Here is a 26,564-nt window from a genome sequence, read left to right as displayed (position 1 = left end):
ATCCGTTCCCCTGTGTACATCCGGCCGCTGCCCGCCAGCTTCGTGCGCTGCAGCCAGCCCGACTTAACCAGACACTGGCAGGAACCTCCCCCCATGACGGACGCCTTCGAACTCCCGCTCTCGCTGGTCCAGGCCCTGGCGCAACGCGCTGCGCAGACCCCGGACCGCATCGCCCTGCGCTTTCTGGCCGATGCCCCTGGCGAGCAGGCCGTGCTCAGCTATCGCGACCTGGATGCGCGTGCGCGCACCATCGCTGCGGCGCTGCAGGCCCGCGCCAGGGTCGGCGAGCGGGCGGTGCTGCTGTTCCCCAGTGGCCCGGACTACGTGGCGGCGTTCTTCGGTTGCCTGTACGCCGGGGTCATTGCCGTGCCGGCCTATCCTCCGGAGTCGTCACGCCGCCATCATCAGGAGCGCCTGCTGTCGATCATCGACGACGCCGAGCCGCGCCTGCTGCTGACCGTCGGTGCGCTGCACGACAGCCTGCAGGATCTCGAAGCCCTGACCGGCGACCACGCCCCCGAACTGCTGGCAGTGGATGCGCTCGATCCGGCCTTGGCCGCGCGCTGGCGCGAGCCGCAACTGAAGGCGGACGACATCGCCTTCCTGCAATACACCTCCGGTTCCACCGCCCTGCCCAAGGGCGTGCAGGTCAGCCACGGCAATTTGGTGGCCAACGAGCAATTGATCCGCGCAGGCTTCGGCATCGACCTCAACCCGGACGATGTGATCATCAGTTGGCTGCCGCTGTACCACGACATGGGCTTGATCGGCGGGCTGCTGCAGCCGATCTTCAGTGGCGTGCCGTGCGTGCTGATGTCGCCGGGCTACTTCCTCGCTCGGCCGCTGCGCTGGCTGCAGGCGATCAGCGAGTATGGCGGCACCATCAGCGGCGGGCCGGATTTCGCCTACCGGCTGTGCAGCGAACGGGTCAGCGAGGCGGCCGTGGCAGGCCTCGACCTGAGCCGCTGGCGCGTGGCCTATTCCGGCTCCGAGCCGATTCGCCAGGACAGCCTCGCCACCTTTGCCGACACGTTCGCCGCCTGCGGCTTCCAGCCGAGCAGCTTCTTTGCCAGCTATGGCCTGGCCGAAGCCACCTTGTTCGTCAGTGGCAGCCGCCGTGGCCAGGGCATCGGTGCGCTGGAGCTGGACGCCGAAGCCCTCGCTGGCAACCGTGCCGAAGCCGGTCAGGGCAGTGTGCTGATGAGCTGCGGCTACCCGCAGCCAGGCCATGCGGTGCGTATTGTCGAGCCGCAGCGCCTGGAGGTGTTGGGCGACAATCAGGTGGGCGAAATCTGGGCCGGCGGCCCGAGCATCGCCCTGGGTTACTGGCGCAACCCAGAAGCCACTGCACGTACCTTCGTCGAAATGGACGGCCAGACCTGGTTGCGCACCGGCGACCTGGGCTTCATGCGCGACGGCGAAGTGTTCGTCACCGGGCGTCTTAAGGACATGCTGATCGTCCGCGGCCAGAACCTATACCCGCAAGACCTGGAAAAAACCCTGGAACGTGAGGTCGAAGGGCTGCGCAAGGGGCGGGTAGCGGTGTTCGCGGTCGACGATCAGGGCGAGGAGGGCATCGGCGTGGCGGTGGAAATCAGCCGCAACGTGCAGAAGGCGGTCAAACCCGAGGCGCTGATCAAGACCCTGCGCCAGGTGATCGCCGATGCCTGTCGCCAGGCGCCGGCCGTGGTCCTGCTGCTCAATCCGGGGGCATTGCCGAAGACCTCCAGCGGCAAGCTGCAGCGTTCGGCCTGCCGCCTGCGCATGGATGATGGCAGCCTGGATTGCTATGCGCGTTTCCCAGTGGCTGCCACTCCGGTGGCAGGCGCAGCAAGCGACGACGACCTGCAGACACGTATCGCCGGTGTCTGGTGCGAAATCCTCAAGGTCGAGGCGATTGCCGCTGACGATCACTTCCTGCTGCTGGGCGGCAACTCCATCGCCGCCGCCCAGGTCACTGCGCGGCTGGCCGAGGAGCTAGGTATCCCGCTGAGCCTGCGCACCCTGTTCGAGGCGCCGACGCTGGCCGAATACTGCGCCGAGGTGGCCACCCTGCTGGCTGATGGTGCTGGTGGGCCCACCGCTATCACGGCGCTGGCGCGTGGCCAGGCCTGGCCGCAGTCGCTGGCACAGAACCGCCTGTGGCTGACCTGGCAGCTAGAGCCGCAGACTGCGGCCTACAACATTCCTGCCGGCCTGCACCTGCGCGGCGAGCTGGACGAAGCCGCACTTGAAGCCGCGTTCCAGGCGCTGGTCGCGCGCCACGAATCGCTGCGCACAGTGTTCAGCGAAGCCGACGGGCAGGCCTTGCAGCGTGTCCTGCCGGAGCAGCCGTTCGCCCTTCAGCGCCTGGGCCTGGAAGGGCTGGCGCCCGAGCAAGTGGTGTCACGCCGCGAGCAAGAGGCGCAACAGCCATTCGACCTGACCCAAGGCCCATTGCTGCGCGTGACCCTGGTGCGCCTTGCTGACGAAGACCATCAGCTGTGGGTGACCTTGCACCACATCGTCGCCGATGGCTGGTCGCTGAATATCCTGCTCGACGAATTCGCCAGACTGTACGCCGCCCGTTGCCAGGGCCTGGACGCCCAGCTGCCGGCGCTGACATTGGGTTACGCCGACTACGGCAACTGGCAGCGGCAGTGGCTGGCTGAGGGCGAAAGCGCCCGTCAGCTGGCGTACTGGAAAGCCGCATTGGGCGACGCCTTGCCGGTGCTCGACCTGTACCCGGACCAGCCGCGCTCCAGCCAGCAGCACAACCGCGCCGCCCGCCTGAGCGTGAAAGTGACGGCCAAGCTGGCCGACGCCCTCAAGGCCCTGGCCCGCGAACAGCAGGCCAGCCTGTTCATGGTCCTGCTGGCCGCCTGGCAAGGGCTGCTGCACCGCTATACCGGCCAGGGCGACATCCGCGTCGGCGTACCCAACGCCAACCGCCCGCGCCAGGAAACCCAGGGTATGGTCGGCTTCTTCGTCAACACCCAGGTGCTGCGCGTGCAGCTGGATGGCCGCCTGCCGTTCGCCCAGTTGCTGGCCCAGGTGCGCGGCGCGACCCTCGACGCCCAGGCCAACCAGGACCTGCCGTTCGAGCAATTGCTCGAAGCCCTGCCCGACGCGCGCGAGCAGGGCCTGTTCCAGGTCATGTTCAACCACCAGCAGCGTGACCTTTCAGCGTTGCGCCGCCTGCCGGGTTTGCTCGCCGAAGAACTGCCGTGGCACAGCCGCGAAGCCAAGTTCGACCTGCAACTGCACAGCGAAGAAGACCACCAGGGCCGCCTGAGCCTGGCCTTCGACTACGCTGCCGAGCTGTTCGATGCCAGCACCATCAAGCGTCTTGCCCAGCACCTGCTGGCACTGCTCGAGCAAGTCTGCGCGCAACCGCTACTGCCGCTGGGCGATGTGCAACTGCTGGACGAGCCGGGGCGTGAACAACTGCTGGCCTGGGGCGAGGCGCCGGTGCCCGCCGCGCAGCGCTTGCTGGTCGAGCAGCTCAACGAGCAGGCGCGCCTGACCCCTGAACGTACCGCCCTGGTCTGGGACGGTGGCAGCCTCGGCTATGCCGAACTGCATCAGCAGGCCAACCGGCTGGCGCACTATCTGCGCGACAAAGGCGTCGGCCCCGACACGTGCGTGGCCATCGCGCTGGAGCGTTCGCCGCAGCTGCTGGTCGGCCTGCTGGCGATCCTCAAGGCGGGCGGCGCCTATGTGCCGCTGGACGTCGACTACCCGGCCGAGCGCCTGGCCTACATGCTCGGCGATTGCCAGGCTGGCCTGCTGCTTAGCCACAGCAGCCTGCTGGGTACGCTGCCGCAGGTCGACGGCGTCAGCGCCATCGCCGTTGATCAACTGCACCTCGGCAGCTGGCCCAGCCAGGCACCGGGCCTGCAGTTGCATGGCGACAACCTGGCCTATGTGATCTACACCTCTGGTTCTACCGGCCAACCGAAGGGCGTGGGCAACACCCATGCGGCGCTGGCCGAGCGCCTGCAGTGGATGCAAGCCCGCTATGCGCTGGACGCCAGCGATGTGCTGATGCAAAAGGCACCGATCAGCTTCGACGTCTCGGTGTGGGAGTGCTTCTGGCCGCTGATCACCGGCTGCAAACTGGTTCTGGCCGGCCCTGGCGAGCACCGCGACCCGCAGCGCATCGCCACGCTGGTGCAGCAGCATGGCGTGACCACGCTGCACTTCGTACCGCCGCTGCTGCAGGTGTTCGTGCAAGAGCCACTGGCCGCTGGCTGCAGCAGCCTGCGCCGGCTGTTCTCCGGTGGTGAAGCGCTGCCTGCGCAGCTGCGTGACCGTGTGCTGCAGCTGTTGCCACAGGTGCAGTTGCACAACCGCTACGGCCCGACCGAAACCGCCATCAACGTCACACACTGGCATTGCCAGGCAGCCGATGGCGAGCGTTCGCCGATCGGCCGCCCGCTGGGTAACGTGCTCTGCCGGGTGCTGGACGATGAACTCGAACTGGCTGCGCCTGGCGTACCGGGTGAGCTGTATCTGGGCGGTGCCGGCCTGGCCCGCGGTTACCTGGGCCGCCCGGGCCTGACAGCCGAACGTTTCGTGCCCCAGGCTGACGGCAACGGCGCGCGCCTGTACCGCAGCGGCGACCGCGCCCGCTGGCAGGTGCAAAGCGAGGCCCTGGAATACCTCGGACGCCTCGATCAGCAGGTCAAGGTGCGTGGCTTTCGCGTCGAGCCTGAAGAAGTGCAGGCGTGCCTGTTGGCGCAGGCGGGTGTCGAGCAGGCGCTGGTGCTGATCCAGCAGGACGCGGTCGGTGCGCAACTGGTGGGTTACTACAGCGGCAACGCACCGGCCGAGGTGTTGCAGGCCGCACTGGCGAGGCAATTGCCGGCATACATGGTGCCGGCTCAGCTGATCGGCCTGGAGCACCTGCCGCTGGGCCCGAGTGGCAAGGTCGACCGCAAGGCACTGCCTGCACCGGTCTGGCAGCAGCGCGCCCATGTCGAGCCGCAGACCGCATTGCAGCAGGAGGTAGCGGCCATCTGGCGCGAGGTGCTGAACCTGCCGCAGGTCGGCCTGCACGACGATTTCTTCGCCCTCGGCGGTCACTCGCTGCTGGCCACCCAGATCGTCTCGCGTACCCGTCAGGTGTGTGATGTCGAGCTGCCGCTCAAGACGCTGTTCGAGGCCAGCGAGCTGGTTGCGTTCTGCGAGGCAATCGCCCGGGTCCGCGCTGCCGGTGCACGCAACCAGCAAGGGGAAATCGCCCGGGTCGACCGCCGCCAGGCCGTGCCGCTGTCCTATTCGCAGCAGCGCATGTGGTTCCTCTGGCAGATGGAGCCGGACAGCCCGGCCTACAACGTTGGCGGCATGGCGCGTTTACGGGGCGTGCTGCATGTGGATGCCTTCGAACGCGCCCTGCAGGCGCTGATCGTGCGCCACGAGACCCTGCGCACCACCTTCCCCAGCATCGACGGTGTGCCGTACCAGTGCGTGGCCGATGACAGCGCCCTGCAACTGGACTGGCAGGACTTCACGGCCTTGCCGGCCGACATCCGTCAGCAGCGCCTGCAGCAACTGGCTGACGACCAGGCCCACCAGCCATTCGACCTGGAGCGCGGGCCGCTGCTGCGCGCCTGCCTGGCCAAGACCGAGGACCGTGAACACTACTTCGTGCTGACCCTGCATCACATCGTCACCGAAGGCTGGGCGATGGACATCTTCGCCCGCGAACTGGGCGAGCTCTATGAAGCCTTCGTCGATGAGCGCGAGTCGCCACTGGCGCCGCTGCCGGTGCAGTACCTGGACTACAGCGTGTGGCAGCGGCAATGGCTGGAAAGCGGCGAAGGCGCACGCCAGCTTGCCTACTGGAAAGACCGCCTCGGCGATGAGCACCCGGTACTGGCGCTGCCCACCGACCGCCCGCGCCCCGCCGTGCAGAGCCACCGCGGTGAACTCTACCGCTTTGAACTCGACCCGGCATTGGTCGCCCGCGTGCACGCCTTCAACAACCAGCGTGGGCTGACGCTGTTCATGACCATGACCGCGACCTTGGCCGCGTTGCTGCACCGCTATAGCGGTCAGCGTGACCTGCGCATCGGCGCGCCGGTGGCAAACCGTATCCGCCCGGAAAGCGAAGGCCTGATCGGCGCCTTCCTCAATACCCAGGTGCTACGTTGCGAGCTGGACGGGCAAATGACCGCCGCCGCCTTGCTCGAGCAGGTCCGCCAGGCCGCCATCGAAGGCCAGTCGCACCAGGACCTGCCGTTCGACCAGTTGGTCGAGGCCCTGCAGCCGCCGCGCAGCAGCGCCTACAACCCGCTGTTCCAGGTGATGTGCAACGTGCAGCGCTGGGCCTTCCAGCAGAGCCGCACACTCGCAGGCATGCAGGTGGATTACCTGGTCAACGACGCCAGCGCCACCAAGTTCGACCTGTACCTGGAGGTCACCGACCTCGACGGCCGCCTGGGCTGCTGCCTGACCTACAGCCGCGACCTGTTCGACGAGCCGCGCATCGCACGCATGGCCGAGCACTGGCAGCAGCTGCTGGTCGGCCTGCTCGACAACCCGCAGCAGCGCCTGTGCGAGCTGCCGATGCTGGCCACTGCCGAGCAGCAAGTGCTGATCGGCCAGTTGCAGGGCGAGCGGGGCTACGCCCTCGACCAGACGATCCACGGCTTGTTCGTCGCCCAGGCTGCGCGTACGCCAGATGCGGGTGCATTGACCTTCGCCGGCCAGCACATGACCTACGCTGAGCTCGACCAACAGGCCAATCGCCTGGCCCGTGCCCTGCGTGATCGCGGGGTCGGCCCGCAGGTGCGGGTGGGCCTGGCGTTGGAGCGCTCGCTGGAGATGGTGGTCGGCCTGCTGGCCATTCTCAAGGCCGGTGGCGCCTACGTGCCGCTCGACCCGGAGTATCCGCTCGACCGCCTGCGCTACATGATCGAGGACAGCCGCATCGGCCTGCTGCTAAGCCAGCGGGCACTGCTCGAAAACCTCGGTGGATTGCCCGGCGGGGTAGCACGCTGGAGCCTGGAGGACGATGCCGCGAGCCTCTCGGCCTACAGCGATGCGCCTCTGGATAACCTCAACCTGCCGCAGCATCAGGCCTATTTGATCTACACGTCCGGCTCCACCGGCAAGCCCAAGGGCGTGGTGGTCAGCCATGGCGAAATCGCCATGCACTGCCAGGCGGTGATCGACGCCTTCGGCATGCGCAGCGATGACTGCGAACTGCACTTCTACTCGATCAATTTCGACGCGGCCAGCGAGCGCCTGCTGGTGCCGCTGCTGTGCGGCGCCCGAGTGGTGCTGCGCGCCCAGGGCCAATGGGGCGCCGAGGACATCTGCCAGTTGGTGCGCGAGCAGCGGGTGAGCGTGCTCGGCTTCACCCCGAGCTATGGCAGCCAGCTGGCCCAGCACCTGGCCGGGCAGGGTGAACAGCTGCCGGTGCGGCTGGTGATCACCGGCGGCGAAGCGCTGACCGGCGAGCACTTGCAGCGCATCCGCCAGGCGTTCGCCCCGCAGCAGTTCTTCAACGCCTACGGGCCCACCGAAACCGTGGTCATGCCGCTGGCTTGCCTGGCGCCGCAGGTCATGCCTGCCGACGCTGGCAGCGTGCCGATCGGCCGGGTGATCGGTGCCCGCACCGCCTACATCCTCGACGAGGACCTGGCCCTGCTGCCGCAAGGGGGGATCGGCGAGCTGTACGTCGGCGGTGCCGGCCTGGCCCAGGGCTACCACGACCGCCCGGGCCTGAGCGCCGAGCGTTTTGTCGCCGACCCGTTCAGCCGCGACGGTGGGCGCCTGTACCGCACCGGCGACCTCGTGCGCCTGCGTGCCGATGGCCTGGTGGAGTATGTCGGCCGTGCCGACCAGCAGGTGAAGATCCGAGGCTTCCGTATCGAGCTGGGCGAAATCGAAAGCCGCCTGCAGGAACATGCCGATGTCGACGAGGCGGTGGTGCTGGCCCTCGACCTGCCGGGGGGCAAGCAGTTGGTCGGTTACCTTGTTTGCCAGCAGGCCACCGCCGACAGCGAGGCTCAGTCCAGGCTGCGTGAAGCAGTCAAGGCTGATGCCTGTCAGCACCTGCCGGACTACATGGTGCCTGCGCACCTGGTGCTGCTCGACCGCCTGCCGCTGATGGGCAACGGCAAGCTCGACCGCCGCGCCTTGCCGGCACCGGACCTGGAGCAGGCGCGTCAGCACTACCAGGCACCAGCCAATGAGCTGGAGGAGCAACTGGCACAAGTCTGGCGCGAAGTGCTCAACACGTCCCGCGTGGGTGTGCAGGACAACTTCTTCGAACTGGGCGGCGACTCGATCCTGTCGATTCAGGTGGTCAGCCGTGCGCGCCAGCTGGGCCTGCAGTTCACCCCGCGCGACCTGTTCCAGCACCAGACCATCCAGACCCTGGCTGGCGTGGTCAGCCGCAGCGCGGCGCCGAGCGACATCGAGCAGGGCGCGCGCGAGGGGCGCAGCGGCCTCACGCCGATTCAGCACTGGTTCTTCGGCAGCGACGTCGTCCAGCCGCAACACTGGAACCAGGCCGTGCTGCTGGAAGCGCGCCAGCCGCTGGAGCGGGCCACCCTTGAGCAGGCCTTGGCCGGGCTGGTGACGCAACACGACAGCCTGCGCCTGCGCTTCGTTCAGGGGCAGGCGGCCTTTGCCGCGGTATCTGCCGAGCAATTGTTGTGGACCGCCACGGTCGCCGACTTCGACGACTGTCAGGCGCTTTATACCGACGTGCAACGCAGCCTCGACCTGGAACGCGGCCCGCTGCTGCGCGCCGTGCTGGTCAGTGACGGGCAGGGCGCCCAGCGCCTGCTGCTGGTGATCCACCACCTGGTGGTCGATGGCGTGTCCTGGCGCGTGCTGCTTGAAGACCTGCAGGCGCTGTATCGCGGCCAGCCGCTGGCGGCCAAGACCCATGCCATGGCCGACTGGGCGGCGCGCCTGGCCAGCTACGCCGGCAGCGATTCGCTGCGTGACGAACTGGGCTGGTGGCAAGGCCAGCTCGGCAGCGTACGCCATGAACTGCCGTGCGACCACCCGCAAGGCGGCAACCTGCATCGGCATGCCGAAACGCTGGCCATCGCCCTGGACACCGAGCAGACCCGGCAGTTGCTGCAACAGGCGCCGGCGGCCTACCACACCCAGGTCAACGACCTGCTGCTGACCGCGCTGGCCCGCACCCTGTGCCGCTGGAGCGGTGACCAGGAAGTGCTGGTGCAGCTCGAAGGCCACGGCCGCGACGGCCTGTTCGAGGACATGGACCTGACGCGCAGCGTCGGCTGGTTCACCAATGCCTACCCGCTGCGCCTGAACCCGCAGGCTGGCGACGACGATGCTGCGCGTGCCACCTCTATCAAGCGCATCAAGGAACAACTGCGGCAGGTTCCGCACAAGGGGCTGGGCTACGGCGTGCTGCGTTACCTGGGCGATGCTGCCAGCCGCGAAAGCATGGCGGCGCTGCCCCAGGCGCGCATCACTTTCAATTACCTGGGCCAGTTCGACCAGCAGTTCGATGAGGCCGCCTTGTTCCAGCCTCTGGATGCACCGGCAGGCCTGGCTCATGATCTGGATGCACCGCTGCCGAACTGGCTGAGCATCGACGGCCAGGTCTATGCCGGTGCCTTGCAACTGCGCTGGAGCTACAGCCGTGAACGCTACGACTCGCGGACCATCGCGCAGTTGGCCGAAGCCTATCGCCAGGAGCTGCTGGCACTGGTCAGCCATTGTCTGGCCGATGGCAACGGCAGCTTCACCCCCTCGGACTTCCCGCTGGCGCACCTGAGCCAGCAGCAGATCGACGCGCTGCCGGTGCCCGCCGCGCAGATCGAAGACGTCTACCCGCTGACGCCGATGCAGGAGGGCATGCTCTTGCATACCCTGCTGGAGCCGGGCACAGGCCTGTATTACATGCAGGACCGCTACCGCATCAACAGCGCCCTCGACCCGCAACGTTTCGCCCAGGCCTGGCAGGCCGTGGTGGCGCGTCACGAAGCCCTGCGCGCCTCGTTCAGCTGGAATGCCGGCGAGACCATGCTGCAGATCATCCACAAGCCGGGCAGCACGCCGGTGGACTATCAGGACTGGCGCGGCCTCGATGAAGCCGCCCAGGAGGCGCGCCTGCAGGCCCTGCACAAAGAAGAGCGGGAAGCCGGCTTTGCCCTGTTGCAGGAGGCGCCGTTCCACCTGCGCCTGGTGCGGGTCGATGACGAACGCTACTGGTTCATGATGAGCAACCACCACATCCTCATCGATGCCTGGTGCCGTTCGTTGCTGATGAACGATTTCTTCGAAATTTACCAGGCGCTCGGCGAAGGCCGTCAGGCGAAGTTGCCGGTACCGCCGCGCTACCGCGACTACATCGGCTGGCTGCAACGCCAGGACATGAATGAAGCGCGCAATTGGTGGCAGGCCAACCTGGCCGGTTTCGAGCGTGCCACGGCGCTCCCCAGCGACCGCCCGTTGCGCAACGATCACGCTGGCGACGGTATGGTCGTAGGCGATTGCTACACCCGGTTGGAGGTGAGCGACGGCGTGCGCCTGCGCGAACTGGCCCAGGCCCATCAGCTGACCATCAACACCTTCGCCCAGGCGGCTTGGGCATTGGTGCTGGCGCGCTACAGCGGTGACCGCGACGTAGCCTTTGGCGTGACCGTGGCCGGGCGCCCGGTGAGCCTGCCGCAGATGCAGCGCACCGTCGGCCTGTTCATCAACAGTATCGCCCTGCGCGTGCAACTGCCCGAACCGGGCCAGCGCCGCAGCGTGCGCCAGTGGCTACAGGGCGTGCTGGAACGCAACATGGAGCTGCGCGAATACGAGTACCTGCCGCTGGTGGCGATCCAGGAATGCAGCGAGCTGCCCAAGGGCCAGCCGCTGTTCAACAGCCTGTTCGTGTTCGAGAACGCCCCGGTGGAAACGGCGGTACTCGACCATGCCCAGCACCTCAATGCCAGCTCCGACTCGGGCCGTACCCACACCAACTTCCCGCTGACGGCGGTGTGCTACCCGGGCGATGACCTGGGCCTGCACCTGTCATTCGACCAACGCTACTTCGACTACCCTACTGTCGAGCGCCTGCTGGCCGAGTTCAAGCGCCTGTTGCTGGCGCTGGTGCAAGGCTTTGAAGGGGAGGTGAGCGAGTTGCCGTTGCTGAGCGAGGACGAACAGCGCTTCCTGCTCGACGACTGTAACCGCACCGAGCACGCCTACCCGCTGGAGCAGAGCTATGTGGCACTGTTCGAAGCGCAGGTGGCTGCTCACCCGCAGCGCACAGTCGCTCGCTGCCTCGAAGCGTCCTATGACTATGCCGGGCTGAACCTGGCTGCCAACCGCCTGGGCCATGCCCTGGCCGCCGCAGGTGTGGCCATCGACCAACCGGTTGCCTTGCTGGCCGAGCGCGGCTTGCCATTGCTGGGCATGATCGTCGGCAGCTTCAAGGCTGGCGCCGGCTACCTGCCGCTGGATCCGGGCCTGCCGTCAGCGCGGCTGCAGCGTATCGTCGAACTGAGCCGCACCCCGGTGCTGGTGTGCAGCGCGGCCTGTGCCGGGCAGGCGCGCCAGTTGCTGGATGAGCTGGCTAGTGCGGCGCGGCCGCAGTTGCTGGTGTGGGAAGACGTACAGGGCAGCAGCATCCCTTGCCACAACCCAGGTATTCACAGCGGGCCGGGCAACCTGGCCTACGTGATCTACACCTCTGGTTCCACCGGGCTGCCCAAGGGCGTGATGGTCGAGCAGCGCGGGATGCTCAACAACCAGCTGAGCAAGGTGCCGTACCTGGCCTTGAGCGAGCATGACGTGATCGCCCAGACCGCCTCGCAGAGCTTCGACATCTCGGTCTGGCAGTTCCTTGCCGCGCCGTTGTTCGGCGCCCGGGTGGAGATCGTGCCGAACGCCATCGCCCATGACCCACAAGGCTTGCTGGCGCATGTGCAGGCCACTGGCATCACCGTGCTGGAAAGCGTGCCATCGCTGATCCAGGGCATGCTGGCCAATGATCATCAGGCGCTCGATGGCCTGCGTTGGATGCTGCCGACCGGCGAGGCGATGCCGCCGGAACTGGCTGCGCAATGGCTGCAACGTTACCCGCAGATCGGCTTGGTGAATGCCTACGGGCCGGCGGAGTGCTCCGATGACGTGGCGTTCTTCCGCGTCGACATGGCCTCGACCCGTGGCAGTTACCTGCCGATCGGCACGCCGACCGACAACAACCGGCTGTACCTGTATGGCGAGGACCAGGCGCTGGTACCGCTGGGTGCGGTGGGTGAGTTGTGTGTGGCCGGTACCGGCGTCGGCCGTGGCTATGTCGGCGACCCGGTGCGCACGGCACTGGCTTTCATCCCGCACCCGCACGGAGCGCCAGGCGAACGCCTGTACCGTACCGGTGACCTGGCGCGGCAGCGCCCGGATGGGGTGCTGGAGTATGTCGGTCGCATCGACCACCAGGTGAAGATCCGCGGTTACCGTATCGAGCTGGGCGAGATCGAGGCGCGTTTGCATGAGCAGGCCGAGCTTCGCGATGCGGCGGTGGGTGTGCTGGAGGGGGCCAATGGCAAGCACTTGGTGGGCTATCTGGTGGCGCACCAGGGTGTACTGGCCGACGCCGCGCTGCTGGAGCTGGTCAAGCAGCGCCTACGTGCGCAGCTACCGGAGTACATGGTCCCGCAGCACTGGGGCTGGTTCGCCAGCCTGCCGCACAACGCCAACGGCAAGCTCGACCGCAAGGCGTTACCGGCCATCGACATCGGCGGCCAGCACAGCCAGGCCTACCTGGCGCCGCGGGATGAACTGGAGCAGGTGCTGGCCGGTATCTGGGCCGATGTGCTCAAGGCCGAGCGGGTCGGGGTGCATGACAACTTCTTCGAGTTGGGCGGGCATTCGCTGCTGGCCACGCAGATCGCTTCGCGGGTGCAGAAGCAGTTGCAGCTGAACGTGCCGTTGCGGGCGATGTTCGAGTGCAGCACGGTGGAGGAATTGGCCGAGTATGTGCGTGGGTTGCAGGGGAGCGAGGTGGATGAGGCGAAGGCTGATCGGCTTAGTGATCTGATGGCCGAGCTCGAAGGGCTTTAAGTTGATTGGCTAGCCTGTGCTGGCCCTTTCGCGGGTAAACCCGCTCCCACAGGTATTCCACTTCATTCAAGAGCAGTGGGGGTCTTGTGGGAGCGGGTTTACCCGCGAAAGGGCCGGAACAGGCAACCGAGGTATCAGCACTTGCCTAGAATCTTGCCAAGAAACTTCCGCCGCGGCGCCCCCATGCTGGCTCTGCAGTTTGCCCTGTCAATCCTCATGAGAGGACGCTTTGATGAATGCCTCATCGAGTGATGAAGCGTTGTAGCGCGACATGAATTCCCCGCCGCTATCAAACGCCTCAAGCCGCTGGTTCGCAAGCATGTAGAAGCGGTCGCAATTTGCCGATATCTCTTCGGTGTAATGGGATGATACCAGCACGCTTGCACCTTCTTGGCGCGCACTATTAATGGCAAGCCAGATGTAATGCCTGAACTCCGCGTCCACACCTGCAGTCGGTTCGTCGAGGATGATCAAATCACTCTCTAGCAGTAATAGCGTAAGCGTGAAGTAGCTGCGGATCTCGCCGTAGCTGCAGCGAGCGACTTTTTTTTGGGATATTGAGGTGTACCTTTTGTAAAGTGACGGCGACCATTTGGCCAGGCGGGCCATGATTTCGTTTTGCGGCAGTGGCACCGTAGAGCTCAAATGCCTGATCAGTTCTCCCGTTTCGCTCATGCGCAATAAGGGAGGCGGCGTCAGAATTTGGGTAAGATAGGCTTGACTTCTTGCTGAGTTGAGGATCTGTCCGCTCGAAGGCTTTTTTATTTTGCAGATAAGGTCGAACAGTGTTGTTTTACCGGCCCCATTGCTGCCTAGAATGCCTACCAGTTCGCCTGCTTCGAGGTTGAGTGTCACATTTTTCATGAGCGGCAGATTTTCATGGCTGAAACTCAAATCTGTCAGGTTGAGTATGTTCATTAGTATCTGCTCCAGACAGGTTGGGTTCTAAAATGTCGCCCAGTAATGTAAAGGCCGGTGAGCAACGTCGCGAGCGCGATGGAGAAGGCCGCCGGTAAAGGTATTTCATTGTTGAAGATTTTGCTGCTCAGTTGCAGCGGGTTTAATGCAAACACGTTATGAGGTACAGGGTAAGTTTGCAGTGTGCTCAAGTAGCCTGAGAGCAGCATGAGATACGAAAGGAGTGAAAGCAAAGTGCTGGCGGTATTGAATTTGATGGGGAGTGCAGTGACCACGAGACCCATACAGCTAAAAATCAGAAAGCTGGTGTAAAAGTATGCAGTCAGGTGTGCCCACTCGGTAATCCGGTAGTCCCCGTGTAATGGCTTGGTAGTCAAGTAAAATAACACAGCGTAGAGCACGCTTACTGCGGAGTAGCTAAGGAAATGCGATGCCAAGAGACGCCCGATGGCGCTTTTTTGGTAGATAAAAGACCTTGTAAAGCCGCTCTCTCTTCTTTCAATCAAATAAAAGCTGAAACCAAAAAATGCAACGCTTGCAGAAATGTACGAATAGAACCACGATGCGGACACAATGTAAGTATCACAGTGGGTGGGCTGTGCTGCTGCATAATTCTGTGTCAACAGGAAAAGCAGGCAGGGTGCTAGGGCTGACCATATGAAAGCAGTGGGCTCTCTAAGGTGCTCCAGGGTCAAGATACGCGCGATGCACAAGATTTTTTGGGTATTTCTGATTATGAGGGTTAGGTGGTTGGGCATGTAAAATGTACCAATTGTGAAAGTGGGTATGTGTTGATGAGAGTGTCGGCAGGCGTGTAATGGTTTTGGTGCCGTATTGAGCTTTCATGAAGGCTCCTTGATTGTGCGGCGCTCTATCGCCGCTTGCGGGTTTCTACAGGTTTAGAAGTTTGACTTTTCATTGTCAATACGGCGACGAGGCTTGCGTGGGTGTGCAGGCCTAATAATTATGTTTGGTTTGAAAAGGCGTGTGTAGGAGCGTTCCTATGGAAAATTCCTACTTCGGCGAATTGTTTCTTGCTACTTACGCGGTGAGCTTAATTTTTGTAAGCTTTATAATCAATTCTCGTAAGAAAATTCTCTTTGTGATACCGGAGGATTCTTTCCTTCACGTCTCTCGGTTTTTGAGTATCAAAGGGAGAGGCGCGATATTTAGCCGATATTCTTTGCGGCAGATTGTTTCAAGATGTTTGGTCTCGCTCTCATGCACGATTGCAGTTTGTTGAGAGTGGATGGAACGGCTTCTTTTCACTAGATAGCCTCGGCCTGATTTCGCACGACACCCAGCAAGCTCGACCGCAAGGTATTGCCGACCATCGAGATTGGCGGGCAGCACAGCCAGGCCTACCTGGGGCGATGTTCGAATGCAGCACGGTGGAGGCGTTGGCCGAGTACGTGCGTGGGTTGCAGGGGAGCGTGGTGGATGAGGCGAAGGCTGAACGGCTAAGCGACCTGATGGCTGAGCTCGAAGGGCTTTAAGTTGATTGGCTAGCCTGCACTGGCCTCTTCGCGGGTAAACCCGCTCCCACAGGGTGAGGCGCACCTCAAGGATAACGCAGTACCTGTGGGAGCGGGTTTACCCGCGAAGAGGCCGGCACAGAAAACCCGGAAGTCAGCGCTTACCGAGAATCTTGCCAAGCAACTCCGGCCGCGGCGCGCCTTGCTGGCTCTGCAGGTTGCCCTGCTCATCCTGATAGAAAATCGCCGGGGTCGCCTGCAGCCCCATCTCTTCCATCAGCGCCATGTTCGCTGCCAGCTTCTGTTGCACGGCATCGGGCACCTTGTCCAGCGGCTTCAGGCTGCTTGCCTTGCCCGCTTTCTCATGCTCATGCAGGGCCTTGGCCGGGTCCTTGGCTGCCAACAATGCCGCCGATTTGCCCGGGCTGTCTTCGCGGATGATGCCGACCATGATATGGCGCAACTGCACCTTGCCCGAGTCGACCCACGGCCGTGCCTGCTCCCAGAACATGTTGCAGTACGGGCAGTTAGGGTCGCTGAACAGGTACACCTTGCGCGGCGCGCTGTCCTTGCCGTCGGCGATCCAGGCGGTTTTCTCCATCTTCGCCCAGATCTCCTTGCTCATCGGCGCATACACCAGCTTTTGCAGGGGCTCGGCGCTGAGGTCCTTGCCTTGTTCGTCGAACAGGCTGCCGACCAGTACGTGCTTGCCATCCGGGGTCAGGTACAGGGCCAAGGCGTTGTTCTGGTATTCGGCAGCATAGCCGCGCAGGCCGTTGGGCGCATCGAAGCTGCCCTTGATCTCGGCGCCTTTGGCTTGCAATTGCTGGATCGCCTTGGGCAGGTCTTCGGCCTGCACCAGCGGGGCGGCCAGCAGGGCCAGGGACAGGGGCAGCAGGGCAGTCAATCGCATGTCAGTTTCCTTGTGCGGCAGGGGCGGGCGCCTTGGCCCGCTCGAAAGGTTCCAGGGCATGACGCAGGCTGGCCCGCGACAGCTCGCCGAGGTGGCTGCCGATCAGGCGGCCGTCGGCGTCGTAGAACAGGGTGGTGGGCAGGGCCATCGAACCGACCCGCTGAGCCAGCACGCCAGTGCCGTCGAACAGCACATGGGTCAGGCTCAGCCCGGTGGTGGCGAGGAAGGTCGTGACGATTTCCGGCGTCTCGCCCTGGTTGACGAAGATGAAGGTCACGTGCGGGTATTCGCCCTGGGCCTGTTGCAGCACTGGCATTTCCCGGCGGCATGGCGGGCACCAGGTGGCCCAGATATTGACTACCAGCGGCTTGCCCCGGTAGCTGTGCAGGGCCACCGACTGGCCAGTGGCATTGCGCAGGCTCAGGTCGGGCAGCGCGGTGCCCTTGCCGTACAGGTGGCTGCCCAGGCTGCTCAGGCCCCAGAACAGCGCACCGCTGAACAGTGCCCAGCCCAGCGGGCGTCGCAGGCCAGGCTGGCGCCAACCCTGCCAGAGCGTCGCGAGGACGATGCCGACCAGGCCCGACCCGAGCAGGAAGCCGCCGTCACGGATGTCGATGACTTGCACCAGGTCGTCGCGGTACATCGGCCAGTACGCCAGCACGAAACCCAGGCGGGCGCACAGCAGGCCGACCAGGAACAGGTTGAACAGCGCCGATTCCGGGCTTTCGCCGCCACGCCGGGCGACCCACCAACCGACCAGGCAGGCCACGCCGAGGGCGGCCAGCATCAGCAGGTGGTTCAGGGCCATGGTCAGCGGCCCGAGGGTTACCGTCAGCATCAGCCTTGGCTCCGGGTCTGGGTCCAGTGTTGCAGGAACGCGGCGGCATCCACCTCACCGGTGATGCGCCGTGCGCGGCGCTCTTCGCCTTCCGGGCCGAGCCAGATGATGCTGGGCGGGCCGGGCACCTGGTAGCGCTGCAGCAGGGCGCGGCTGGCGGCAGAGTCGGCGGTCACATCCAGGCGCAGCAGGTGCACGCCCGCCAGGCTGGTTTGCACATCGGGGCGGGTGAATACCTGTTTCTCCATGACCTTGCACGACACGCACCAGTCGGCGTAGTAATCGACCATGACCCACTGGCCTCGAGCCCTGGCGGCATCCAGTTCACGCTGCAGGGCTTCAGGGCTGCTGACCGTGACGAAGTGCTGATCGGCCGTTTGCCCTGTGGCGGGGGCAGGGCCGCCAGCAAATGGCCGCAACGGTTGCCACAGATCGTCGCCTCCTGCAGCCGCGCCGACCAGCAGCAGGCCACCCCACAAGGCACCCAGCAGCGGTACCGCACGCAGCGCCGGCAAACGCTGCAGGGCCGGCCAGGCGGCCCAGCCCAGGGCAATCAGCCAGGCACCGCTCAGGGCCAGCACCACGGGTGCGGCGAGCAGCCCGCGCACGGTGTAAAGGGCCATGGCCAGGAACACGAAGCCGAACACACCCTTGACCCGGTTCATCCATGCGCCCGGGCGCGGCAGGTAGCGGTTGCCCAGAGTCACCAGCAACAGCAGCGGCATGCCCATCCCCAGGCCCAGGCTGAACAGTACCAGAGCCCCTTGCAGCACATCGCCGCTTTGCGCGATGAACAGTAGCGCACCCGCCAGCGGCGCGGTCATGCATGGACCCAGCAGCAGCCCCGAAAGGGCACCCAGCAGCGCCGCGCCATACAGGTTGCCTCCACGGGTACCTTGGCCGGCGCGGTCGAGGCGATCGCGCAGGGCGGCCGGCAGTTGCAGCTCGAAAGCGCCGAACATGGGCAGGGCGAGAAGGATGAACAGGCCGGCCAGGCTGCCCAGCAGCCAGGGTTGCTGCAACCATGCCTGCAGGCTGGCCCCCAGCAGCGCCGCGACCACACCCAGCGCCGCATACACCAGCGCCATGCTCAGCACGTATACCCCGGCCAGCAGCCAGCCACGCCGGGCGCTGGCACCATTGCCCATGACCAGGCCGGCGAGGATCGGCAGCATCGGCAGCGAGCAGGGGGTGAACGCCAGCAGCAGGCCGAGGCCGAAGAACGCCAGCAGGCTCCAGGCCAGGCTGGCGCTTTGCAGGCCGCTGGCCAGTGCCTGGTCGCTGGCTTGTTCGGCGGCCGGCGTCGCGCTGCCGCCCAGGTCGATGGCGGTGGTCTGCGGTGGGTAGCACAGACCGGCATCGGCACAGCCCTGCCAGCCCAGGCGCAACTGGCCCTGGGCATTGGCCGGGATGAGTAGTTCGAGCTGGTCGCGGTATACCGCGCTGTCACCAAAGAATTCGTCATGGTGATTCAGGGCGGGGGGCAGTTGCGGCTGCTGTTCGGCAGGCAAGCCGTCGAATTTCAGGCGCTTCTGGTACAGGTAGTAACCCTGCTTGATCTGGAAGTACAGGCGCATCTGGCCATCGGCCTGGCGGTCATGAGTCAGCACGAACGCCTGGTCGACCGGGAGGAAGTCGGGTTTGGCGTCGAACGGGTTGGCCTTCAACGGGCCGGCCAGAAGGAATGTCAGGAAGAGCAAAAGGATGCGCATGTCTTCGCCTTGGCAGTTCGGAATGAGGGCCATGCTGGCTGGGGTCGATTAACCCAAGGTTAACCGTTGCTGCCGACGCTGTTGTCGCGGCACGGTGCCGCTCTTCGACACGCCGCGACATATTGTCGACTTGACTTTGCTTATGCCCATATTCTTGTTGTAAAGTTGACGTAGAAGTCAGTTTTTTCTGACTTGCGTGACAAGGTTCTTACCCTTCCGAGTCCCCCGCACAAGAATCGAAAAGACATGGGCAGAAATTCTTCTGCCCAGAGGATCAAGCATGTCCAACCGTGATATTTCCCGGCGCGCCTTCTTGCAAGGCGGCCTGATCGCTGGTGTCGGCGTGACCATGGCGCCGCTCGGCAGCCAGGCGTTCGCCGCCCTGATGGAGGAGCGTGTCACCACCTCGCCGCAAAAGTGGATGAACCATGACGGCAAGGCGCGATTTCGCAACGACGCCCTGTCCAAGGTCTGCGGCAACAAGGTCTTTGCCCGCGACATCCGCGCCAAGGACATGCCCGGCTGGCCGACCCGGCAAGGCCACGCGCTGCTGCTCAAGGCGACCAAGGTCGATCGCATCTATGCCGGCCATGACCTGAGCCTGCTCGGCGCCGAGCTGCAGCCGGACCGTATCGTCACCGCCGCCGACCTGGCCAAGGACGGCATCGCCTGGCCCGAGGCTCATTCGCCCGACCCACTGTTGCCGCCCGGCCAGGTGCCGATGTTCATCGGCCACCCGGTGGCGATTCTGATCTGGCACGACTTCGAGCGCTTCCGTCAGGCCAAGCGCAAGCTGCAGTTCAACGACAAGGCGATCCAGTACGGCGCTCAGGCCCCGTTGTATCAGCGCGACCCCTACGGCAGCTTCCGTTTCGTGCGGGTGGGCGGTGCCACGCCGTTCGACGACGATGAATTCTCCAGCCTGAAGAATTCCATGCTGTTCCCGACCATCCTCAACCGCAAGCCGGTGTGGTCCAAGCAGCCCAACCAGCACGGCGATCTGACCGAGCAGGGCCTGTTCTACGCCAAGCGCATGGCTGAACAGCTGGACAACCCGCCTGAGGACTGGCTGGTGTTCGACGAGCGCTACAAGACGCCCTCGATCGAGCCTGCCGCACTGGAGCCGGACAACGGCAACGGCTGGTACGACCCGGCGACCGGCACACTGCACTTCGTGGTCGCCACCCAGTGCCCGTTCGAAGTGGCGCAGGAATGCGTGCACATGATCAAGCCGTCGCGCTTCGCCCTGAATACGCTGAACATGCACCCGGGCTACACCGTGGGTTACGGCTCCAAAGACAACAACATCTTTGTCTTCTACGCCGCCGTGGCCGCCCTGTATGGCGCGGGTGTGCCGATCCGCCTGGCCAACGACCGCTACGAGCAGTTCCAGAGCGGCATCAAGCGCCATGCCTTCGACATCCGCTACCAGCTGGCGGTGGACAAGAAGGACAACCGCTTCAAGATCTTCCGTGCCGACATGAGCTGCGACGGCGGCGGGCGCATCAACTACAGCCCATCGGTGGCTGCGGTGGGCGCCACCGCGGCGCAGTCGATCTACTACATGCCGCAGAACGACCTGTCGGTGACCGCCTACTTCTCCCGCGGTGTCGAGGCTGGCTCCATGCGCGGCTACGGTACCCTGCAGAGCATGGCTGCCACCGAGATGATGGTGGATGAAATCGCCGGTCGCCTGGGCGTCGATGCCATCGACCTGCGCCGCGCCAATGCGCTGAAGTCGGGCATGAAGAACACCCAGGGTGCGGTCCCCGCTGGCGCGCTGCGCCTGTACGAGATCCTCGACAAGGCTGCCGTGCACGACTGGTGGCGCAACCGTGATGCGCGCAAACAGCAAATGGACGCCAAGGACCCGGACCACTGGTACGGCGTCGGCTTCGCCATCTGCCAGAAGGACTTCGGCACCGGCTCCGAAGCGCCGATGGCCAGCATCGAGTTCAGCGCCGATGGCCGCATCAACCTGCGCCACATCGGCACTGAACTGGGCACTGGCATGTCCACCTCCCAGGCCCTGGTGGTCAGCGACTTCCTCGGCCGCTCGGCCGACGAGGTCAAGACCGCGGTCACCGAATGGCCGGAGCTACAGCTGACCACCAGCGGCAACCCGTACCTGATCAGCCAGCCTGAGCAGGACAGCGCGCTGCGCAATCCACGCTGGGTCGGCAAGCTGGCCTCGCCGTCGTCGGCGACCAACTCGGCGTTCTACTTCAGCCACGCCACCCGCGAAGCGGCCCGCGTGCTGTTCAACCACGGCCTGTGGCCAGCAGCCATGGCCATCTGGAGCCAGGGTCCGCACGGCGGCCAGGCCAACCCGCTGGTGGTACGCCGCGAGAACGCAGTGTGGGTCAACGGTGAGCTGACAGGCAACGGCCTGGCGCCGATCCCGTTCGCCCAGTTGGCGCAGAAGGCTCACGAGATGGGCCTGGTCACGGGCGTCAGCGTGCACGGTTTCAACCGCTGGAGCTGGGCCGAGGCCGACTTCGTCATCGACGGCGTACGCGAGCGCTTGCCGCTCGATGCCCTGGCGGTGAAGTACGGCGATGGCGCGGTGAATGCCAAGAAAGCGCAGATGAGCAGTCATGGCTACCACCTGCTCGACCGGCAGAACGCCGCCTACCCGGATACCCAGCTGAACAACGCCATGGTCACCTACTACAGCCCGGTGGCGACCATTGTCGAGGTCAAGGTCAACAAGGGGACTCACGAGGTGCAGGTGCTCAACCACCACAGCTGGGTCGAGTGCGGCAGGGTGCTGGTACCGGAGCTGGTCAAGGGCCAGCTCGAAGGCGGTATCGCCATGGGCATCGGCCATGCGCTGACCGAAGAAATGCCATTGTACGAAGGTGGGCCCGGGGAGGGCGACTGGAACTTCAACCGCTACCGCCTGCCGCTCGCACGCGATGTGGCGGTGTGGAAGCAGACCAGCGAAATCCTCCCGCCGCTGTCACCGACCGACCCGTCCAAAGGCATCGCCGAAGTGGTGATGATCCCGGTCGTCGGTGCCATCGGCAACGCCGTGGCGCATGCCATTGGCAAGCGCGTGCGCGATCTCCCCATCACCCCAGCCCGTATCAAGGAGGCCCTCAATGGCTAACCGTCCACTGCAACTGACCCTCAACGGTCAACCGGTCGGCCCGGTCGAGATCCCTGATGACCTGGCGATGATCGACTACCTGCACGAGCACCAGAACCTCACCGGGTCCCGCCTGGGCTGCGGCCAGGGCATCTGCCATGCCTGCGTGGTGATCGTCGACAACCCCGACGGCACCAGCGAGGAAGTGCGCACCTGCATCACTGGCGCGCATTATTTCGAGGGCAAGAAGGTCCGCACCATCGAAGGCCATGCCAAGCAGGACGAGGCCGGCAACCTGACGCTGAACCCGATCCAGCAGAAGTTCGTCGACCTGTTCGCCTTCCAGTGCAGCTATTGCGCGCCGGGCTTCGTCAACGCCGCCACGGTGCTGGTGGAAACCGCCCAGCGCCAGCCGCTCAAGCAGAGCGAAGTGGAAGAGCGCATCGAGGCCAGCCTCGGCCACCACATCTGTCGCTGCACCGGGTACGTGCGTTACTATGACGCCACCCGCACGGTGCTCAACGACCTCGGCCTGGTCAAGGAGGGTTGAGCATGGGCGTTGTTCGCAGCACTTTTGCGCTGGCCCTCGGCCTTGCCGTCTTTTCGCAGGCCCAGGCGGCCGACCAGGCGCAGGTCAAGCGGGGTGAATACCTGGCCCGCGCAGCCGACTGCATGGCCTGCCACACGGCCGAAGGCGGCGCGCCGTTCGCCGGTGGCCTGCCGATCCATTCGCCGTTCGGCACTATCTATGGCAGCAACATCACCCCGGACAAGCACTACGGCATCGGCAACTACACGGCCGACGAATTCTTCGCCGCGGTCACCGAGGGCAAACGCAAGGATGGCGCCAACCTCTACCCGGCGATGCCGTACACCTCGTACCACCTGATCAAGCGCGAGGACTCCGATGCCATCCTCGCCTACCTGATGACCGTGCCACCGATCAACCGCCCGGCACCGCAGACGGCGTTGAGCTTCCCGTTCAACGTGCGCCTCGGGCTGAGCGGCTGGAACATGCTCTATGGCAAGAGCGTGCAACTGCAGCCGACCGAAGGCAAGAGCCCGGCCTGGCAGCGCGGGCAGTACATGGTCGAGGTCATGGGGCATTGCGGCGAATGCCACACCCCGCGCAACGCCATCGGCGCCCTGCAACAGGACCAGCGCTTCACGGGCGGCCTGCTCGGCGGCTACCTGGCACCGAGCCTGCTGGCCCAGGACCTGGCCGACCGTGGCTGGACCCAGCCGGACCTGACCACCTTCCTCAAGCACGGCATCAGTGCCCAGGGCAGCATGTTCAACGAGATGTTCCCGGTGGTGCACCACAGCACCCAGCACCTGGAAGATGCCGACCTGGCGGCCATGGCTACCTACCTGCTCGGCGACCAGCCGCCGCCCGCCAAGGCGATCAAGCCGGTTGCTCTGGAGCAGATGAGCGATAGTGCCAAGCGCGGCCAGCAGCAATACCTCAACGTCTGCGCCGGTTGCCACGGCGTCGAAGGCGAGGGCAAGCCGCACATCGCGGTGGCCATGCGCGGCAACACGGTGCTGCGCCAGGGCGACTCGCGCAATCTGGTCAAGGCCATCCGCGACGGCATCCGTGAGCAGCAGTTCACCGGTTTCGAGCGCATGCAGCCAATGCCGGGCTTCGCCGACAAGCTCGACGACCAGCAGGTGACAGACATGGTCAACTACCTGCGCCAGGCCTGGGGTGGATTGCCCGGCGACCTTACCGTACAGCAGCTCGCCGAAATGAAGGCGGAATAAACCGTGCAGCATCTCGATCTCCAGGTGATCAGCCAGGCGCTGCAGTGGTCGTGCAATGGCCAGCGGGTGTGGTTGTGCACGGTGCTCGCCACCTACGGCTCGGCGCCGCGCGCGCCGGGCTCGCTGCTGGCGGTCAACGCCAGCGGCCAGTGGCTGGGTTCGCTGTCGGGCGGCTGCGTCGAGGAAGATTTCCTCGAACGTGTGGGGCGGGGCGAGTTCCCCGAGCCGATTGCCATCGTGCGCTATGGCGATGGCAGTGACCCGCGTTCGAACATTCGCCTGCCTTGTGGCGGCGTGCTCGAGGTACTGGTGGAGAACCTGCCGGCCGGCTGTGAGGTGCAGGCCCACCTGCGTGCGCTGGAGGGTGCGCTGCGAGGCCAGCGCCGACTGCTGCGTGAGGTGAGCCTGGCGCAAGGGGATCGTCAGCTGCGCGACGACCACAGCCAGGGGCCACGTGTGGAGCGTGAAAGCGGGCGCGTGCGCTTGCGTGTCGGCGCCGCCCAGCGGTTGCTGCTGGCCGGGTATTCCAGTGTCGCGCACTTCTGTGCCGAGTTCGCCAAAAGCATGGGCTTTGAAGTCATCCTCTGCGACCCGCGAGACGAGGTGCTCGACGGCGTGGTGCTGGACGGTATCGAGGTGCGCCGTGAGCTGCCTTCGGAGTTCATCGCTAACGGCGGTTGCCATGCTGACACGGCAGTGGTTGCATTGACCCATGATCCGAAAATCGATGACCTGGCCATGCTTGAAGCGGTGCGTACCGAAGCGTTCTACATTGGCGTGATGGGCTCGAAGGCCACCTCCGACAAGCGTCGCGAACGCTTGCAGCGCATTGGCGGCCTGGGCCATGACGAGCTGGCGCGGATCCATGCGCCGATCGGCCTCAACCTGGGCAGCAAGACCCCGGCCGAGATCGCCCTGGCGGTACTCGCCGATATCCTGCGCTTGCGCAATGGCATCGGGCGGGGTGCGTTGTGATAGTGGCGGCGCTGGTGTTGGCGGCCGGCAGCAGCGTGCGCTTCGGTGCTGACAAGCGGCGGGCGCTGATGGCCGATGGGCGTAGCTTGCTGGTGCACAGCGTCGAGCGTGCCTGCACGGTTTTCGATGATGTGCGGGTGGTGCTGCGTGACGGCGAGCGGGGCGAGGAGCTAGGGTTGCCAGCGGCGTGCCGAGTCATCTGCAGTGCGGACTTTGCGCTGGGAATGGGCCATAGCCTGGCGGCCGGTGCCGCCTCGCTGGTCGACTGCGAGGCGCAGGCGGTGGCGATTCTGCTGGGTGACATGCCCTGGGTGCAACGCGAGACCCTGGGTTTGCTTGCACGCGAGGCCAGTGGGTCGAAGATAGTGTTGCCTTGTCATGCCGGGCAGCAGGGCCATCCGGTGCTGTTCGGGCGTGATTTCTGGCCAGCGCTGGCGCGGCTGACCGGCGATGAAGGGGCGCGTTCGGTGGTGAAGGCCCATCCTCACAGTTGCGTCAGGCTGGCAGTCGAGGATGCCGGTGTGCTGCGGGATGTCGATACGCCCGATGCGCTGCGCCAATGAGCTTTGCTGTCACGCATCGTCCTCACCCTCAAGCTCATGAGGTTCTAGTTCGCTTAGCTGGGACAGCAGAATCAGATGGACGTCGGCCTTGAGCCGCTGGAGATTGGCCAGATCTGCGGGGCCGCCCAGCATCAACGCCGGAACAAAGCCATACATCTCGTCTGGTGCCAACGTCCCCAGAGTTTCCCTGGCCGAGTCGAACAGGCCCAGGTCGATCCCCTCAGTCATTACCCACATGAGCAGCCCCTGGATCTTCGCGTCTCGCTCTTCTTCGGTCGAGCTGTTGGCACCCGCGATGTAGCGGGAAGCGTAGGCAGTGATGGTCAGCACCGAGCCGGTTTTTTCGCCCCAGAGGTACAGCTCGCCGAACGCACTGCGGGCAATGAGGTGGTAGGTGTCGTGGGTCTCGAAGTGCGTACCGGCCAGCCAGGAAGCTACGACATCTTCGTATTCCTGCGGGTTGACCATCCACAACAGACCACCGCCGTAGCCGCACCAGCCGTGGTCTTGCCAGTAGGTCAGGAGTTGGTTTGGGAGTTTGCCTTGGTAGTGATCCAGCGTGGCAGGGGGAACGGGCTTGTGGCCGACGGGATTGTTGAAGGTTTCGAGAAAGATGGAGAAGAGTACGCTCATTTCTTTGTGCCTATCGGTGGGGTTAGAAGTCAGAAAAGCTATAGGGTGTGAGGGGGCAGATTTGGGAGAGCAGTATCAAGTGCTCCAAGGTCTTGACTTTCTCAAGGTGGGAAAGCTCGCATGGCCCACCGAATGCCAAGGCGGGAACGAAACCATACATTTCATCGTGTTTTAGTACGCCTAGTTTGCTCTTTGCAGATTCGAACATGTCATCGAAGTCAACAGATGCTTTCTCCTTGCTTAGGAAAAAGCTTTGGACTTCGGTGTCCATGTCAGCTGCCGTCAACTCATATTCGCTACCTCTGTATCGCGAGAGGTGAGCCAGGATTTTTACGGAAAAGCCTGTGTTCTCCCCAAATAAAAACAGATCGCCGAACGCGCCGCGAGCGATGATGTGATATCGGTCTCTTTTTTCTAATGGTGTGCCTCCAATGAGCGAGGCCGTTACTCCTTCATATTCTTGAGGGTTGACGATCCAGAATATGCCGTCGCCGTATCCCCCCCAGCCGTGCTCTATCCAATACTCCAACAATTTATCGGGGAGTACTCCTTTATATCGCTCTATGCTTGAAGGGGGAACTTCTTGTCGGAATACAGGCTCCCCGACTTGCTCAATAAAGAGTGAGAAAATTTCATCCATGGCATCA

Annotated in this window: 14 protein-coding genes; 7 read left to right on the top strand and 7 right to left on the bottom strand. The window is 64.5% G+C overall.

Annotated elements, in window-relative coordinates:
• Positions 1-93 precede the first annotated feature (93 nt).
• The gene (locus L6D64_RS00600; RefSeq protein ID WP_176506780.1) at positions 94-13,035 is read left to right on the top strand and encodes a non-ribosomal peptide synthetase; all 12,942 of its coding nucleotides are present in this window, start codon (positions 94-96) and stop codon (positions 13,033-13,035) included.
• Positions 13,036-13,242: 207 nt separating this feature from the next.
• Here the strand turns inward: L6D64_RS00600 and L6D64_RS00595 are convergent, their stop codons facing one another.
• Both L6D64_RS00595 and L6D64_RS00590 read right to left on the bottom strand, forming a co-directional pair.
• On the bottom strand, positions 13,243-13,953 hold the full coding sequence (locus L6D64_RS00595) for an ATP-binding cassette domain-containing protein (RefSeq protein ID WP_176506781.1): 711 nt from the start codon (positions 13,951-13,953) through the stop codon (positions 13,243-13,245).
• Positions 13,953-14,711 (bottom strand): hypothetical protein, encoded by a 759-nt coding sequence (locus L6D64_RS00590; protein WP_176506782.1) that lies wholly within the window; start codon positions 14,709-14,711, stop codon positions 13,953-13,955. The genes L6D64_RS00595 and L6D64_RS00590 overlap by 1 nt, the downstream gene beginning before the upstream one ends.
• Positions 14,712-15,326: 615 nt before the next feature.
• Here L6D64_RS00590 and L6D64_RS28275 point away from each other — a divergent pair.
• Positions 15,327-15,449: a hypothetical protein gene (locus L6D64_RS28275; protein WP_276575092.1), complete on the top strand. Its 123-nt coding sequence runs from the start codon at positions 15,327-15,329 to the stop codon at positions 15,447-15,449.
• Between the two features lie 133 nt (positions 15,450-15,582).
• On the opposite strand, the gene dsbG is transcribed toward L6D64_RS28275, so the two are convergent.
• From dsbG to dsbD, 3 genes are read right to left on the bottom strand one after another with little or no spacing between them, the layout of a single operon-like run.
• On the bottom strand, positions 15,583-16,341 hold the full coding sequence (gene dsbG, locus L6D64_RS00585; protein WP_054884085.1) for a thiol:disulfide interchange protein DsbG: 759 nt from the start codon (positions 16,339-16,341) through the stop codon (positions 15,583-15,585).
• Between the two features lies 1 nt (position 16,342).
• Positions 16,343-17,179 (bottom strand): TlpA family protein disulfide reductase, encoded by an 837-nt coding sequence (locus L6D64_RS00580; RefSeq protein WP_176506783.1) that lies wholly within the window; start codon positions 17,177-17,179, stop codon positions 16,343-16,345.
• Positions 17,179-18,891: a protein-disulfide reductase DsbD gene (gene dsbD, locus L6D64_RS00575; protein ID WP_176506784.1), complete on the bottom strand. Its 1,713-nt coding sequence runs from the start codon at positions 18,889-18,891 to the stop codon at positions 17,179-17,181. The genes L6D64_RS00580 and dsbD overlap by 1 nt, the downstream gene beginning before the upstream one ends.
• 280 nt (positions 18,892-19,171) lie before the next feature.
• Between dsbD and L6D64_RS00570 the strand changes: the two genes are divergently transcribed.
• The 5 genes from L6D64_RS00570 to L6D64_RS00550 are packed head-to-tail and all read left to right on the top strand — an operon-like array spanning position 19,172 to position 25,284.
• Positions 19,172-22,003 carry a xanthine dehydrogenase family protein molybdopterin-binding subunit gene (locus L6D64_RS00570; protein ID WP_176506785.1) on the top strand — a complete coding sequence of 944 codons (2,832 nt, stop codon included), beginning with the start codon at positions 19,172-19,174 and terminating at the stop codon, positions 22,001-22,003.
• Positions 21,996-22,532: a (2Fe-2S)-binding protein gene (locus tag L6D64_RS00565; RefSeq protein ID WP_176506786.1), complete on the top strand. Its 537-nt coding sequence runs from the start codon at positions 21,996-21,998 to the stop codon at positions 22,530-22,532. The genes L6D64_RS00570 and L6D64_RS00565 overlap by 8 nt, the downstream gene beginning before the upstream one ends.
• A gap of 2 nt (positions 22,533-22,534) precedes the next feature.
• Entirely contained in the window at positions 22,535-23,746 is a 1,212-nt protein-coding gene (locus L6D64_RS00560; RefSeq protein WP_176506787.1) for a cytochrome c, read from the top strand.
• A gap of 3 nt (positions 23,747-23,749) precedes the next feature.
• Entirely contained in the window at positions 23,750-24,721 is a 972-nt protein-coding gene (locus L6D64_RS00555; protein ID WP_176506788.1) for an XdhC family protein, read from the top strand.
• On the top strand, positions 24,718-25,284 hold the full coding sequence (locus L6D64_RS00550) for a nucleotidyltransferase family protein (protein WP_176506789.1): 567 nt from the start codon (positions 24,718-24,720) through the stop codon (positions 25,282-25,284). The genes L6D64_RS00555 and L6D64_RS00550 overlap by 4 nt, the downstream gene beginning before the upstream one ends.
• 9 nt (positions 25,285-25,293) lie before the next feature.
• Here the strand turns inward: L6D64_RS00550 and L6D64_RS00545 are convergent, their stop codons facing one another.
• Positions 25,294-25,917, bottom strand: a complete 624-nt coding sequence (locus L6D64_RS00545; RefSeq protein ID WP_176506790.1) for a GAD-like domain-containing protein — start codon at positions 25,915-25,917, stop codon at positions 25,294-25,296.
• A gap of 22 nt (positions 25,918-25,939) precedes the next feature.
• On the bottom strand, positions 25,940-26,557 hold the full coding sequence (locus L6D64_RS00540) for a GAD-like domain-containing protein (protein ID WP_176506791.1): 618 nt from the start codon (positions 26,555-26,557) through the stop codon (positions 25,940-25,942).
• Between the last annotated feature and the right edge of the window lie 7 nt (positions 26,558-26,564).

Origin of the sequence: Pseudomonas urethralis, from assembly GCF_021602465.1 — a bacterium.
GTDB lineage: Bacteria > Pseudomonadota > Gammaproteobacteria > Pseudomonadales > Pseudomonadaceae > Aquipseudomonas > Aquipseudomonas vlassakiae.
This window is presented reverse-complemented; position numbering and strand designations above follow the sequence as displayed.